Below are 13,310 nucleotides of genomic sequence, written 5' to 3'. Positions count from 1 at the left end.
TGGGTAAATCGGGAGTGTAACGGGTTAGATGGGGGGCTGTTCCTGGGAGACTGGACGCCGTTTGCGCGGACGCAGGCAGGACGGAGGAAACGCGGATGGAAAAACCGGCCCTGGAGGGCCGGTTGTAGCGGGCGGCCGCCAGGCCCCCGCGTTGTCTGGCGAATGCCGCCGGCCTGCCTAGCTGGCGAATTCCACCGGAATCTGCTGGATGCCGGCCAGCAGCCAGCCGCCGTTGGCGGGCTTGAACAGGTTCCAGACTTCTTCAAAGCGGAAGGCCTCGGCGCCGGGCGCCTCGCGCAGCATGCCCGAGAAGCGCACGCTGGCCAGGTGGCCGTCGGACACCGTTTCGATGCCCAGCAGTTCGGCGTTCAGCAACACGACTTCGGTCTTGTTGGGGGCCGCGCCGCGCTCGGCCAGTTGCGGCTTGAGCTCGGTAATCAGGTCGTCGGTCAGGTAGTCGCGCAGACGGTCGGTGCTGCCGCTGTCCCAGACAGCCTGGATGCGCACGAACTGTTCCTTGGCTTGCTTCAGGAAGGCAGGCGTATCGAAATCGCCCGGCACGAACCAGTTGCCGTCTTCCCCCGGCTTGGGCAGGTTGGCCACCGGCGCCGCCACCGCGGCGGCGACGGGTGCCGCGGCCGGCGCGGCCGGCTTCAGCGTTTCGCGCCACATGGGCTGCTGCGGCTGGCCAGGCGCGTTGTTGGCGCCGCCAAAGGCGCCCTGGGTCGCCGGGCGGGGGCCCGCGCCACGCAGGCGGCGGATGATGAACATGATGGCGAACACGGCCACGGCGATCAGGAGCGCCGACGACAGGAATTCGGCGAAAGCGCCGGACAGGCCCATGTGCGACAACAGGGCGGCGATGCCCAGGCCGGCGGCGATACCGGCGATGGGGCCCAGCCAACGCGACGCGCCGCTCTTGGCGGCAGCGCCGGCGGCACCGGCCGTGGCGGCACCGGCAGCCGCCGGCGCCGCGGTGGCGCCCGCGGTGTTGCTGGCAGCCGACGGCGGCGTGGTGGCCTGGCGCTGCTGGGTCACGTTGGACGATTGACGGCCAACGCTGGAGCCGCCGCCCGCGCGGCGGGCTTCGGCGTCAAACGACGCCGTCACCAGCGCAGCGCCGGAGATGGCGATGAGCGCCGCGGCGACAAACCGCGAGAAACAGAATTTGTTCATGGATTTTTGCTCCCTCGTACTCGCGCCCCTGCTGCCCCGAGCAGCAGGAAGCTGCACGGATCGTGCAGCCCTCAGCGCGACTTTCTTACATTAATCTGAATGACGTAAGAATAACGGACAAGACGCCGCCCCACAAGTTCCCCGTGGGGCGAAGAAATGCCGTGTCAACCCGGGGCGGTCAGCCCAGGCGCACGCCCTCGTGCAGGGCGGCGATGCCGGCCGTCAGGTTGAAGTACTGCACCCGCTCGAGACCGGCGGTGCGCAGCATGTCCGCCAGGGTGTCCTGGTCGGGGTGCATGCGGATGGATTCGGCCAGGTAACGGTAGCTGGCTTCGTCCTTGGCGACCTTCTTGCCCAGCCAGGGCAGCACGTTGAAGGAATACCAGTCATAGGCGGGCGCCAGCGGCTTGGCCACGCGCGAGAATTCCAGCACCAGCAGCTTGCCGCCCGGCTTGAGCACCCGGGTCATTTCGGCCAGGGCGCGGTCCTTGTGGGTCATGTTGCGCAAGCCGAAGGCCACGCTGACGCGGTCGAAGTAACCCGACGGGAACGGCAGGCGCTCGGCGTCGCAGACGGCCGTGGGCACCAGCTGGCCGGCGTCGGTCAGGCGGTCGCGGCCAACCCGCAGCATGGAATCGTTGATGTCGGTCAGCCAGACCTCGCCCGTGGGGCCGGCGCGCTTGGCAAAGGCTTTGGCCAGGTCGCCCGTGCCGCCGGCGATGTCCAGGACCTTCATGCCGGGGCGCACGGCGGCGCGGCCGATGGTGAAGGCCTTCCAGACGCGGTGCAGGCCGGCCGACATGAAATCATTCATGATGTCGTAGCGCTGCGCCACCGAGTGGAAGACTTCGGCGACTTTGCGGGCTTTTTCGGTTTCCGGGACGGATTGGAAGCCGAAATGGGTCGATTGCGAGGCGGAATCCGCGGAATGTTGCGATTCGGAGGGGTTTTGCATGGTGAATTCCCGATATATCGTTCAATGGTAGCCTATCGGGAGCCCGCCAGATGCCGCTTGCCGGCCCCATGGAGCGCCCCGCGGTCACATACCTGAAATATTGCGGCCATACTATCGCAATGTTCGCGCCGCGCCGGCGCTCAGAAGCGTGCCCTATCCGCCATGTCCAGCACTATCCTCGTTGTCGAAGACGAACCCGCAATCCAGGAACTGATCGCCGTCAACCTGTCCTTCGCCGGACACAAAGTGCTGCGCGCCTTCGACGCCGACCAGGCCCAGACCCTGATCCGCGCCGAACTCCCCGACCTGATCCTGCTGGACTGGATGCTGCCCGGCACCTCGGGCCTGGCCATGGCGCGCAAGCTGCGCAACGACGAGCGCACCCGCGCCGTCCCCGTCATCATGCTGACCGCCAAGGGGTCCGAACAGGACAAGGTGGACGGCCTGGAAGCCGGCGCCGACGACTACATCACCAAGCCCTTCTCGCCCAAGGAGCTGATGGCGCGCATCAAGGCCGTGCTGCGCCGCCGCGCGCCGCAGCTGACCGATGACGTGATCGACGTCGGCGGCCTGAAGCTCGACCCGGTGACGCACCGCCTGTCGGGCAACAGCCAGTCGCTGCAGATCGGCCCCACCGAATTCCGCCTGCTGCACTTCTTCATGACCCACCCGGAACGGGTGTTTTCCCGTTCGCAGCTGCTGGATCAGGTCTGGGGCGACCACGTCTTCGTCGAAGAGCGCACGGTGGACGTGCACATCCGCCGCCTGCGCAAGGCGCTGGAACCCAGCGGCCATGACGCCCACGTGGAAACGGTGCGCGGCAGCGGCTACCGGTTTACGGCACAGGTCCCGGCGCGGTAAAACTCCCGCACGATGATCTGGCTGCGTACCCTCTTCCTGGTCGCCCTGTGGGCGGCGGTGGCACTATTGGCGCAATGGCTCATTGGAGACCCGGCGGGCTGGATCGTGTTTTCCGTCTCGCTGGCCGCCATGCTGCTCTGGCGCAGCTGGCGCCTGCATCTGGTTTCCCACTGGGCCAAACACCCGGACACCTCCCCGCCCGCCTCGGTGGGCCCCTGGGACGACATCCTCGCCCCGCTCTACCGCTACACCCGGGCCCGCGCCCGCGAGCTGACCGAAACCCGCGACACCATGCAAGGCATGCTGGCGGCCGCCCAGGCCCTGCCGGACGGCGCGGTGACGCTCAATGAAGACTTCCAGATCGACTGGTGCAACCGCATGGCGCGCCAGCACCTGGGCCTGCGCCTGCCCGCCGACCGCGGCCACAATCTGCTGAACCTGCTGCGCGCGCCGGAATTCGTCGAATACGCGCATCGCGCGTCCTGGCCCGACCCGATCCTGGTGCGCCTGGGCCAGAACGGCCAGGAACGGCTGATGATGATGCAGCTGACCGCCTACGCCAGCAACCAGCGCCTGCTGATCACCCGCGATGTGACCCAGATCGAACGCCTGGAAACCACGCGCCGCGATTTCGTGGCCAACGTCTCGCACGAACTGCGCACGCCGCTGACGGTGCTGGCGGGCTTCCTGGAAACGCTGCGCGACATGCCGGCCGACGCCCTGCCGCCCGAACAGCGCGCGCAGTACATCGACATGATGCACGAGCAGGCCCAGCGCATGCAGGCCATCGTCGAAGACCTGCTGACGCTGTCGACCCTGGAATCGTCGCCGGGCAGCGACCCGCGCGCGGTCAACATGGGCGCGCTGCTGCAAAAGGCGCGCCAGCAGATCGAGGCCCTGTCCGGCGGACGCCATGTGTGGGAATGGCACATCGACGACACGCTGGACGTGCTGGGCGCCGAAACCGAGCTGACCTCTGCCCTGTCGAACCTGCTGACCAACGCCGTGCGCTACACGCCCGACGGCGGCACCATCACCGTACGCTGGGAACGCGAGCCCGACGGCGGCGGCCGCTATAGCGTGCAGGACACCGGCATCGGCATCCCCGCCCGCCACATCCCGCGCCTGACCGAACGCTTCTACCGGGTCGACCGCGGCCGTTCGCGCGCCGTCGGCGGCACGGGCCTGGGCCTGGCCATCACCAAGCACATCGCCATGCGCCACGACGCCGAGCTGCTCATCAGCAGCGAGCCGGGCAAAGGCAGCCTGTTCGCGCTGCGCTTTCCGCCCGACCGCATCGCCGTCGCCCTGCCGGCCTGATCCCTGCGCGCCGCCATCCGCGCCGCGCTTGCGGCGCGGATGGTAAATTTCCGGCCATGCGCATCCTGGTCATCGAAGACGAACCCAAACTGGCCGACTACCTGAAAAAAGGGCTGTCGGAGCAAAGCCATGTCGTCGATCTGGCGCGCGACGGCGTCAACGGCCTGCACCTGGCCCTGGAAGGCAACCACGACCTGATCGTGCTGGACGTGATGCTGCCGGGCGTGGACGGCTTCGGCATCCTGGCCTCGGTGCGCGCCCGCAAGGACACCCCCATCCTGATGCTGACGGCGCGCGACGCCGTGGAAGACCGCGTGCGCGGACTGGAAGGCGGCGCCGACGACTATCTGGTCAAGCCCTTTGCGTTTTCCGAGCTGCTGGCGCGGGTGCAGGCTTTGCTGCGCCGCGGCCGCTCACAGGAACCCACCGTGTTCCGCCTGGCCGACCTGGAGCTGGACCTGGCGCGCCGCAAGGCCGCCCGCGGCGGCCAGCGGCTGGACCTGACCGCCAAGGAATTCAACCTGCTGGCCCTGCTGCTGCGGCGCCAGGGCCAGGTGCTGTCGCGCACCACGCTGGCCGAACAGGTGTGGGACATGAACTTCGACAGCGACACCAACGTCATCGACGTGGCCGTGCGGCGGCTGCGCAGCAAGCTGGACGATCCGTTCGACGCCAAGCTGCTGCACACGGTGCGCGGCATGGGCTACGTGCTCGAATCGCGGCCGGAGCCCGCCCGGCAATGACCGCGCCGCGCATGCGCTCGATGCAGGCGCGCCTGACCCTGCTGCTGGGCGCCATTGCCCTGCTGGTGTCCAGCCTGGCCGGCGCGACGCTGTTCTGGGCGCTCAAGCGCGAAGTGGAGCGCCAGGAAATCACCGAAGTCAGCGGCAAGCTGGAGCTGATCAACCACCTGATCGACATGCAGAACAGCGCGCGCGGCCTGCACGACCTGGCGGCCACGTTCGACGACATGCGCACGGGCCAGAGCCAACTGGGCATCTGGATCGTCGACGCGCAGGGTCACCCCGTATATGGCGGCGATGCGCCCGAAACGCTGGACACCCTGCCCGATCGGCAAGTGCTGCTGCAACGGGCCGACGGCAGCCGTATGCGCGGCCTGCGCGTGGCCGTTGACGACCGCATCCTGCCCGGCGCGCACCTGACGGTGGCGGTCAGCACGCGCACCAGCTCGCAATTCCTGTATGCCTATGGCACCGCGCTGGCGCTGATCTGCGCGCTGTGGGTGGGCGCCACCGTGGTGCTGGCGGCCTGGGCCGTGCGCCGCAGCATGGCGCCCACGCGGCGCCTGTCGGAACAGGCCGCGCGCATCCAGCCCGACAACCTGGCGGTGCGCCTGCCGCTGCGCGACACCGACCGCGAGCTGCACGAGCTGGTGCTGTCCTTCAACCGCACGCTGGAGCGGCTACAGGCCGCCTACCAGCAGATGGAGGGCTTCAACGCCGACGTCGCCCACGAGCTACGCACGCCGCTGGCCACGCTGATCAACGGCACCCAGGTCACGCTGTCCAGCGGCCGCGATGCGGACGAACTGCGCGAGGCGCTGGAATCCAACCTGGAAACGCTGGAAGACCTGAAGACCCTGGTCAACGACATGCTGTTCCTGGCCCGCGCCGACCGCGGTGAACTGGCGGCCGACCAGGTGCCGGTGTCGCTGGCCGCCGAGGCGCGGCGGGTGGCCGACTACTACGAAGCCGCGCTGGAAGAAAGCGGCGTGGCGCTGCGCTGCGAGGGCGACGCCGTCGTGCCCGCCAACCCCGGGCTGGTCCGCCGCGCGCTGGCCAACCTGATCTCCAACGCCATCAAGGCCACCCCGCGCGGCGGTGAAATCGTGCTGGCCTGCCAGGCGCAGCCGCAGGGTGCGCGGGTCGAGGTGCGCAACCCCGGCGCGCCGATCCCGGCCGCCGACCTGCCCCGCATCTTCGACCGCTTCTTCCGCTCGGGCCCGGCCCGCGCGCCGCGCAGCGAGGGCCACGGACTGGGCTTGGCCATCGTGCGCGCCATCGCCCGCATGCACGGCGGCGAGGTCGACGCGGCCAGCGGCGACCGCGGCACGGTGGTCGGCATCACCCTGCGCGGCCCGGCGGTCGCCGGGTCCAACATTACAAAGAAGTAATCCGCGCGACAGAACCGGGTCACCCCGGCTTTCCTAAAGTGCCTGCATGGTCAACCCCTTTGAAGGGATCAGCATGAAAGGCACATTGCACCGCATCACCCTGGCCGCGGCCGTCGCCGCCCTGCTTGGCACGGCCCCCGCGTTCGCGGCCGGCGCCCACGGCGAACACGCCGGCCACGCCATGCCCATGGCGTCTACCCCCATCGGCACGCCCGGCGACGCCGCCCGGGTCACGCGCAGCATCGACATCGACATGACCGACGCCATGCGCTTCACGCCTGCCCAGGTGCAGGTCAAGGCCGGCGAGACCGTGCGCTTCAACGTGCTGAACTCGGGCAAGATCCGCCACGAAATGGTGCTGGGCAGCGATGCCGACCTGCAGGCGCATTACGCCATGATGATGCAGGACCCCGGCATGCGCCACGAGGAAGCCAACGCCGTGTCGCTGGACGCCGGCAAGCGCGGCCAGATCATCTGGAAGTTCGACCGCGCGGGCACCGTGTCCTTCGGCTGCCTGGAGCCCGGCCATTACGCCGCAGGCATGAAGGGCGCGGTGTCGGTGCAGTAGCGCCCGCCCGGATCCGCCATGCGCTCACTTCCCGCCCCCAACCGCCGCCGCTTCGTGCAGGGCCTGGCCGCCGGCGGCGCACTGGCCGCGCTGGGCGGCTGGCGCGCCGCCCAGGCCGCCGTGCCCGCCACGCCCGCCGGCCCCGCCGAACTGCGTGGCACCGAGTTCCACCTGGAGATCGGCGAAACCCCGGTGAACTACACCGGCGCCGCCCGCATCGCCACCACCGTCAACGGCCAGGTGCCCGCGCCGCTGTTGCGCTGGCGCGAAGGCGACACGGTGACGCTGCACGTCACCAACCGCCTGCGCGAGCAGACCTCGATCCACTGGCACGGCATCCTGCTGCCCACGGACATGGACGGCGTGCCGGGCCTGAGCTTCGCCGGCATCGACCCGGGCCAGACCTTTACCTACCGCTTCGACGTGCGCCAGAGCGGCACCTACTGGTACCACAGCCATTCGGGTTTCCAGGAACAGACCGGCCTGTACGGCGCCATCGTCATCGACCCCAAGCGGCGCGATCCGATCGCCTCGGACCGCGACTACACCGTGCTGCTGTCGGACTGGACCGACGAAGACCCGATGCGGGTCTTCAACAAGCTGCGCGCCATGCCCGACTACTACAACCACAACCAGCCCAGCGTCCAAAGCCTGGCGCGCGAGGCCGGCGAAAAGGGCTGGCGCGCCGCGCTGTCGGAACGGTTGATGTGGGAACAGATGCGCATGAACCCGTCGGACCTGGCGGACGTATCTGGCGCCACCTATACCTACCTGACCAACGGCGCCACGCCGGCGGGCAACTGGACCGGGTTGTTCAAGCCCGGCGAACGGGTCCGCCTGCGCCTGATCAACGGCTCGGCCATGACCTACTTCGACGTCCGCATTCCGGGCCTGAAGATGACGGTGGTGGCCGCCGACGGCCTGGATGTGCGGCCGGTGGAGGTCGAGGAGCTGCGCATCGCCGTGGCCGAAACCTACGACGTCATCGTCGAACCGTCCGAAGACCGCGCGTACACGATCTTCTCACAGGCCATGGACCGGTCCGGCTATGCCCGCGCGACGCTCGCGCCGCGTGCCGGCATGCAGGCCGCCGTGCCGGAATTGGACCGGGTGCAACTGCTGGGCATGATGGACATGGGCATGAAGCACGACATGCCCGCAGGCGGCCAGGACATGGCCGGCATGGATCACGCCGCGATGGGCCATGGCACGCAGCCGGCCGGCGCGGGCGCCATGGCAGGCATGAACCACGGCGCCATGCCCGGCATGGACCACGGCGGCAGCCACGGCGCCGGGGCCGACCAGGGCGGCATGGTCGAGGTCAAGCACCCTTATCCGGCCGAACGCGGCCCCGGCAATTCCATGCTGCCCGACGTCGTGTCCACGCGCCTGGACGACCCCGGCATCGGCCTGCGCAACAACGGCCGCCGGGTGCTGACCTACGCCGACCTGCGCTCGGTGCGCGAACCGGCCGACAATCGCCCGCCCACCCGCGAAATCGAATTGCACCTGACCGGCAACATGGAACGCTACATGTGGTCGTTCAACGGCGTGAAGTTCTCGGACGCCAAGCCCATCCTGTTGCGCCATGGCGAGCGCGTGCGCTTCGTGCTGGTCAACGACACCATGATGACGCACCCGATCCATCTGCACGGCCTGTGGAGCGACCTGGAATCGCCCGATGGCGCCTTCCAGGTGCGCAAGCACACCTTGTCGCTCAACCCCGCGCAGCGCCTGTCCTACCGCGTCAGCGCCGACGCCCGCGGCCACTGGGCCTACCACTGCCACCTGCTGTACCACATGGAAGCCGGCATGTTCAGGGCCGTGGTGGTGGAGTAGGCGATGAGACACCCGACCATGCCCAACCGCCTTTTCTTGTTCCGCCACGCCGCGCTGGCCGCCGTCTTGCTGACCGGCCTGGCGGCCGACCCGGTCCGCGCCCAGTCCATGCAGGACCACGCCGGGATGGATCATGCTTCGATGCCCGGCATGAACCCTGGCCCGGCCAACCCGAGTCCGGCTGCGCCCGCGCCGATGGATCATTCGTCCATGCCCGGCATGACCCCCGTCACGCCAGCGAACGCGCCGCCCATCGGCAGCCTGCCGTCCAGCGACGGCGCCGGCCCGCGCGGCTACGACAGCTACGGCATCCATCCGCACATGATGGACAACACCCCGTCGTCGCACCTGCTGTTCGACAAATTCGGCTGGTCGCGCAATCGCGACGGCCAGAATGCGCTGGAATGGGATGGCCGCCTCTGGTTCGGCACCGCCACCAACCGGCTGGTGCTCAAGAGCGAAGGCGAACGCGAAAGCGGCGGCGGCTCGGACGCCAGGATCGAGGCCTTCTGGAGCCACGCCATCTCGCCCTTCTGGGACCTGCAACTGGGCGCGCGGCGCGATGCCGGCACCGGCCCCAAGCGCAACTGGGCCGCGATCGGCATCGAAGGCGTGCTGCCCTACAACATCGAGCTGGAAACCACCGCCTACGCCGGCCCGTCCGGCCGCACCGCGCTGGCCATGAAAGCCGAGTACGACCTGCTGCTGACCCAGCGCCTGATCTTCACCCCGGAACTCGAAGCCAGCGCCTATGGCCGCAACGATCCCGAACGCGGCATCGGCTCGGGCCTATCCAAAGGATCCCTGTCGCTGCGCCTGCGTTACGAAGTCACGCGCGAATTCGCGCCCTATGTTGGCGTATCCTTTGAACGTAAATTCGGCCGCACCGCGGACTACGCGTCCGATGCAGGCCAAAGCCGCTCGCAGACCGCCGTGCTGGCCGGCGTGCGCTTCTGGTTCTGACTCTATTGACTGGCAACGGAGCCCCATGAAAAAAATCGCCCCCACCCGCCGCCTGATCCTGGCCGCGGCCCTGTCCCTGCCCTTGTACGCCCCCGCCTTCGCCCTGGCGCAGCCCGCCGCCAAGGTCCAGGTCTGGAAGACCCCCACCTGCGGCTGCTGCGAGGACTGGGTCAAACACATGCGCGACAACGGCTTCGAGGTCATCACCCACGACGTCCAGGACACCGGCCCGGTGCGCCGCAACGCCGGCATGGCCGACTACGGCTCCTGCCACACCGCCCTTATCGACGGCTACGCCATCGAAGGCCATGTGCCGGCCAGCGACGTGCGCCGCCTGCTGCTCGAAAAGCCCGACGCCGCCGGCCTGGCCGCCCCGGGCATGCCCCTGGGGTCGCCCGGCATGGACGGCCCCGAGTACGGCGGCCGCAAGACCCCGCACGACGTCCTGCTGGTGGACAAACGCGGTGGCGCCAAGGTCTTCCAGGCGTATCGTTGACAGAACGGGCCGCGGCGCCCCTGAAACAATTCATCCACAACGGGCCAATGGCTACTCCTTGCACTGCAGCAAAAATGCGCCACAATAAATAAAACGCATTTCTCACCCGACCCCTGGCAGTCATGGCAAAAATCGTCCTGTTCGAGAACATCCACCCGAGCGCCCGCGCCGTCTTCGAAGCCGCCGGCTACTCCGACATCGTCTCGCACGCCGCGGCCCTGCCGCCCGCGCAGATGCACGACGCCCTGCGCGGCGCCCACGTCGCCGGCATCCGTTCTCGCACCCACCTGGACGCCGCCCTGCTGTCCGGCAACCCCGACCTGCGCGTGGTCGGCTGCTTCTGCATCGGCACCAACCAGGTCGACCTCGACACCGCCATGCAACGCGGCGTCCCGGTATTCAACGCCCCCTTCTCCAACACCCGTTCGGTCGCCGAGCTGGTGCTGGGCGAAGCCATCCTGCTGCTGCGCCGCATTCCCGAAAAGAACGCCCGCGTGCACCTGGGCCACTGGGACAAGAGCGCCGCCGGCGCCTTCGAAACCCGCGGCAAGACCCTGGGCATCGTCGGCTACGGCAACATCGGCTCGCAGATCAGCACCCTGGCCGAAAGCCTGGGCATGCGCGTCATCTATCACGACGTCGAAGCCAAGCTGCCCCTGGGCAACGCCCGCCCGGCCAGCTCGCTCAACGACCTGCTCGAACAGGCCGACGTCGTCACCCTGCACGTACCCGGCGGCAAGTCCACCGAGAACATCATCAACGCCGAGTCCCTGGCCCGCATGCGCCGCGGCGCCATCCTCATCAACGCCTCGCGCGGCACCGTTGTCGACATCGACGCGCTGCACGCCGCGCTGAAATCCGGCCACCTGGCCGGCGCCGCGCTCGACGTCTTCCCCACCGAACCCAAGAGCGCCGACGAACCCCTGGCCAGCCCGCTGATCGGCCTGCCCAACGTGATCCTGACCCCGCACATCGGCGGCAGCACGCAGGAATCGCAAGAAAACATCGGCCGCGAAGTCGCCGAAAAACTCGTGCGCTTCCTGCAGGCCGGCACCACCAAGGGCGCTGTCAACTTCCCCGAACTGCCGTTCCTGGAACAAGCCGGCGCCACTCGCATCCTGCACGTGCACCGCAACGCGCCGGGCGCCCTGGGCGCGCTGGACAATCTCATGGCCCAGCATGGCCTGAACATCGTCAGCCAGACCCTGCAGACCAAGGGCCAGATCGGCTACGTGATCACCGACGTCGAAGGCCAGGTCGACGATCTGGTCATGACCACGCTGCGCGACCATCCCATCACGGTCCGCTGCGACCGGCTGTAAGCCAACCAAGACAAAGGGGACCCGCGGGTCCCCTTTTTTTCGCTATTGCGTTGCACCGCTGGGTGCCTATGCCGATTCCGGCCGTCCGGCGAAGTGCCCCGTGACCCAGCGCTCGCATACGGCCCACAGCGCCGGCGCGCCGCGCTGGATAACCGCGCCATACCGCGACAACACCTGCTCCATCGACACGCCGCTCTCCGTCCACGTGCCGCCCCCGGTAAACACATTGATCAGCAGAGGCTGGAACCGATCCAGCGCCTTGGCGAACTTCGCGTCCTCGGTCTCGGCCCGCTCGAACTCGCGCCACAGCGCCAGGAATTCGTCGCCCTGCGCAGCCGGCAATAACCCGAACAAGCGCAGCGCCGCCGCGTCCTCAAGCTCGGCCTGCGCCTGCGCGCAAGTGCCGCCGTGGATCGGAAAATCGCCGACGTCGATCTCCACCACGTCGTGCAGCAACAGCATCCGCATCACCCGCCCCGTGTCCACCGGGCCGCAAGCGTACTCGCTGAGCACCAGCGCATACACCGCCAGGTGCCAGGAATGTTCCGCGGAATTCTCCTTGCGGCTGGCATCCAGCAGCGGCGACTGCCGCAGCACCGATTTCAGCCGGTCGATTTCCCGCAGGAAGCCCAGCTGCTTCTCCAACGCCATCGATCCCATCTACTTCTCCTTGCCCGTCAATGGCGCGGCAGCGGCCCGCACCAAGCATTCCGCCATTTTCCCTCCAACGCTGCCCGCGTCGAACGGCAAGCGCCCGATGATGCCGATCTCGCGATGAAACGCCGCCTCGCCCAGCGGCACCAGCCGCAATCCGTCCAGGTTCAACCCGCGCAGCCGCGGCAGCAGCCCCACCCCCAACCCGTGCCGCACCATGTTGGCGATCGCCTCGATCTCGTCGAGTTCCACCGCCTCGTGCACCGTGATGCGCTGCTTCTTCAGGAACAGGTCCACCACGCGTCCGCCGAACGACGCCCGGTCGTAGCGGATGAACGGCTGCGTCGCCAGCAGTTCGCGCCACGGCGCCGGCGGCATCGCTTCCGGCATCGCCAGCACCACCTCTTCGCGCAGCAACGGCTGCCAGCCCAGCTCGGGCGGCAGGGCGAACGGCGGGCGGATCAAGAGCGCCATGTCCACTTCGCCAGCGTCCACCTGGCCCAGCAAGGACAGCGACACGCCCGGCACGATGCGCACCCGCACGTCCGGATACCCCGCCCGGAATTCCCCCAGCGCCCGCACCAGCAGGTCCTGCTGCACCGAAGCGATGGCGCCGATGCGCAGCGACCCGCTCACGTGGCCCGCCCCCGCCGTGGCCGCCATGCGCTCGGCCATCGCCACCAGTTCCTCGGCCTGCGGCAGCATCTCGCGGCCCTGCGCGTTCAGCGTCGCCGCGCGCGCGCCGCGGTCGAACAGCGACACCCCCAGGTATTCCTCCAGCCGCTTGATCTGCGCGCTGACGGCCGACTGGGTCAGGCCCAGCTGGGCGCCCGCGCCGGTGAAGGTGCCGTCCCGCGCCACCGCGATGAAGGTCTTGAATTCTTTGATCATGATCAATAATTTTTGGCCTAAGACACAAAAAATATCGTTTTTCAATCAAAAAAACAATTCATAAACTAGCAGTCAGGACAAGACCCGATGGTGACGGTCCGCATTCTGATTTACCTTTTCCGCCTTATCCG

The 13,310-nt window shown here is 68.3% G+C and carries 13 protein-coding genes; 9 read left to right on the top strand and 4 right to left on the bottom strand.

The window, feature by feature from the left end; genetic code table 11:
- Positions 1–177: 177 nt before the first annotated feature.
- Both A9974_RS02750 and ubiE read right to left on the bottom strand, forming a co-directional pair.
- Positions 178–1,176 (bottom strand): Tim44 domain-containing protein, encoded by a 999-nt coding sequence (locus A9974_RS02750; protein ID WP_183002624.1) that lies wholly within the window; start codon positions 1,174–1,176, stop codon positions 178–180.
- Positions 1,177–1,354: 178 nt separating this feature from the next.
- Positions 1,355–2,131 (bottom strand): bifunctional demethylmenaquinone methyltransferase/2-methoxy-6-polyprenyl-1,4-benzoquinol methylase UbiE, encoded by a 777-nt coding sequence (gene ubiE / locus A9974_RS02745; protein ID WP_183002623.1) that lies wholly within the window; start codon positions 2,129–2,131, stop codon positions 1,355–1,357.
- Between the two features lie 162 nt (positions 2,132–2,293).
- Between ubiE and phoB the strand changes: the two genes are divergently transcribed.
- The 9 genes from phoB (at position 2,294) to serA (ending at position 11,634) form a co-directional block, all read left to right on the top strand.
- Entirely contained in the window at positions 2,294–2,992 is a 699-nt protein-coding gene (gene phoB / locus A9974_RS02740) for a phosphate regulon transcriptional regulator PhoB (RefSeq protein ID WP_006386862.1), read from the top strand.
- Positions 2,993–3,004: 12 nt separating this feature from the next.
- Positions 3,005–4,312, top strand: coding sequence for a phosphate regulon sensor histidine kinase PhoR (gene phoR / locus A9974_RS02735; protein ID WP_183002622.1), 1,308 nt, complete (start codon positions 3,005–3,007; stop codon positions 4,310–4,312).
- A gap of 56 nt (positions 4,313–4,368) precedes the next feature.
- Positions 4,369–5,055 carry a heavy metal response regulator transcription factor gene (locus A9974_RS02730; protein WP_183002621.1) on the top strand — a complete coding sequence of 229 codons (687 nt, stop codon included), beginning with the start codon at positions 4,369–4,371 and terminating at the stop codon, positions 5,053–5,055.
- A complete protein-coding gene (locus tag A9974_RS02725) occupies positions 5,052–6,446 on the top strand; it encodes a heavy metal sensor histidine kinase (protein ID WP_183002620.1) in 1,395 nt (464 codons plus the stop codon). The genes A9974_RS02730 and A9974_RS02725 overlap by 4 nt, the downstream gene beginning before the upstream one ends.
- A 73-nt stretch (positions 6,447–6,519) precedes the next feature.
- On the top strand, positions 6,520–7,014 hold the full coding sequence (locus A9974_RS02720) for a plastocyanin/azurin family copper-binding protein (protein ID WP_183002619.1): 495 nt from the start codon (positions 6,520–6,522) through the stop codon (positions 7,012–7,014).
- A gap of 18 nt (positions 7,015–7,032) precedes the next feature.
- The gene (locus tag A9974_RS02715) at positions 7,033–8,853 is read left to right on the top strand and encodes a copper resistance system multicopper oxidase (RefSeq protein WP_183002618.1); all 1,821 of its coding nucleotides are present in this window, start codon (positions 7,033–7,035) and stop codon (positions 8,851–8,853) included.
- A gap of 18 nt (positions 8,854–8,871) precedes the next feature.
- Positions 8,872–9,816 (top strand): copper resistance protein B, encoded by a 945-nt coding sequence (locus A9974_RS02710; RefSeq protein WP_183002617.1) that lies wholly within the window; start codon positions 8,872–8,874, stop codon positions 9,814–9,816.
- Between the two features lie 25 nt (positions 9,817–9,841).
- Positions 9,842–10,312 carry a DUF411 domain-containing protein gene (locus A9974_RS02705; protein ID WP_183002616.1) on the top strand — a complete coding sequence of 157 codons (471 nt, stop codon included), beginning with the start codon at positions 9,842–9,844 and terminating at the stop codon, positions 10,310–10,312.
- 122 nt (positions 10,313–10,434) lie between these two features.
- Positions 10,435–11,634 (top strand): phosphoglycerate dehydrogenase, encoded by a 1,200-nt coding sequence (gene serA, locus A9974_RS02700; protein ID WP_183002615.1) that lies wholly within the window; start codon positions 10,435–10,437, stop codon positions 11,632–11,634.
- Between the two features lie 66 nt (positions 11,635–11,700).
- Here serA and A9974_RS02695 read toward each other — a convergent pair whose 3' ends face one another.
- Together A9974_RS02695 and A9974_RS02690 are read right to left on the bottom strand one after the other, a co-directional pair.
- Positions 11,701–12,294 (bottom strand): HD family hydrolase, encoded by a 594-nt coding sequence (locus tag A9974_RS02695; RefSeq protein ID WP_183002614.1) that lies wholly within the window; start codon positions 12,292–12,294, stop codon positions 11,701–11,703.
- Positions 12,295–13,179, bottom strand: coding sequence for a LysR family transcriptional regulator (locus A9974_RS02690; RefSeq protein ID WP_183002613.1), 885 nt, complete (start codon positions 13,177–13,179; stop codon positions 12,295–12,297).
- Positions 13,180–13,310: the final 131 nt, after the last annotated feature.

This window comes from Achromobacter sp. UMC71 (assembly GCF_014170305.1).
Lineage (GTDB): Bacteria > Pseudomonadota > Gammaproteobacteria > Burkholderiales > Burkholderiaceae_B > Achromobacter.
This window is presented reverse-complemented; position numbering and strand designations above follow the sequence as displayed.

What these genes read in the sequence shown, in the direction of transcription:
- A9974_RS02750 (WP_183002624.1), bottom strand. Translation starts at nt 1,176, where the DNA reads ATGAACAAATTCTGTTTCTCGCGGTTTGTCGCCGCGGCGCTCATCGCC.
- ubiE (WP_183002623.1), bottom strand. Translation starts at nt 2,131, where the DNA reads ATGCAAAACCCCTCCGAATCGCAACATTCCGCGGATTCCGCCTCGCAA.
- phoB (WP_006386862.1), top strand. Translation starts at nt 2,294, where the DNA reads ATGTCCAGCACTATCCTCGTTGTCGAAGACGAACCCGCAATCCAGGAA.
- phoR (WP_183002622.1), top strand. Translation starts at nt 3,005, where the DNA reads ATGATCTGGCTGCGTACCCTCTTCCTGGTCGCCCTGTGGGCGGCGGTG.
- A9974_RS02730 (WP_183002621.1), top strand. Translation starts at nt 4,369, where the DNA reads ATGCGCATCCTGGTCATCGAAGACGAACCCAAACTGGCCGACTACCTG.
- A9974_RS02725 (WP_183002620.1), top strand. Translation starts at nt 5,052, where the DNA reads ATGACCGCGCCGCGCATGCGCTCGATGCAGGCGCGCCTGACCCTGCTG.
- A9974_RS02720 (WP_183002619.1), top strand. Translation starts at nt 6,520, where the DNA reads ATGAAAGGCACATTGCACCGCATCACCCTGGCCGCGGCCGTCGCCGCC.
- A9974_RS02715 (WP_183002618.1), top strand. Translation starts at nt 7,033, where the DNA reads ATGCGCTCACTTCCCGCCCCCAACCGCCGCCGCTTCGTGCAGGGCCTG.
- A9974_RS02710 (WP_183002617.1), top strand. Translation starts at nt 8,872, where the DNA reads ATGCCCAACCGCCTTTTCTTGTTCCGCCACGCCGCGCTGGCCGCCGTC.
- A9974_RS02705 (WP_183002616.1), top strand. Translation starts at nt 9,842, where the DNA reads ATGAAAAAAATCGCCCCCACCCGCCGCCTGATCCTGGCCGCGGCCCTG.
- serA (WP_183002615.1), top strand. Translation starts at nt 10,435, where the DNA reads ATGGCAAAAATCGTCCTGTTCGAGAACATCCACCCGAGCGCCCGCGCC.
- A9974_RS02695 (WP_183002614.1), bottom strand. Translation starts at nt 12,294, where the DNA reads ATGGGATCGATGGCGTTGGAGAAGCAGCTGGGCTTCCTGCGGGAAATC.
- A9974_RS02690 (WP_183002613.1), bottom strand. Translation starts at nt 13,179, where the DNA reads ATGATCAAAGAATTCAAGACCTTCATCGCGGTGGCGCGGGACGGCACC.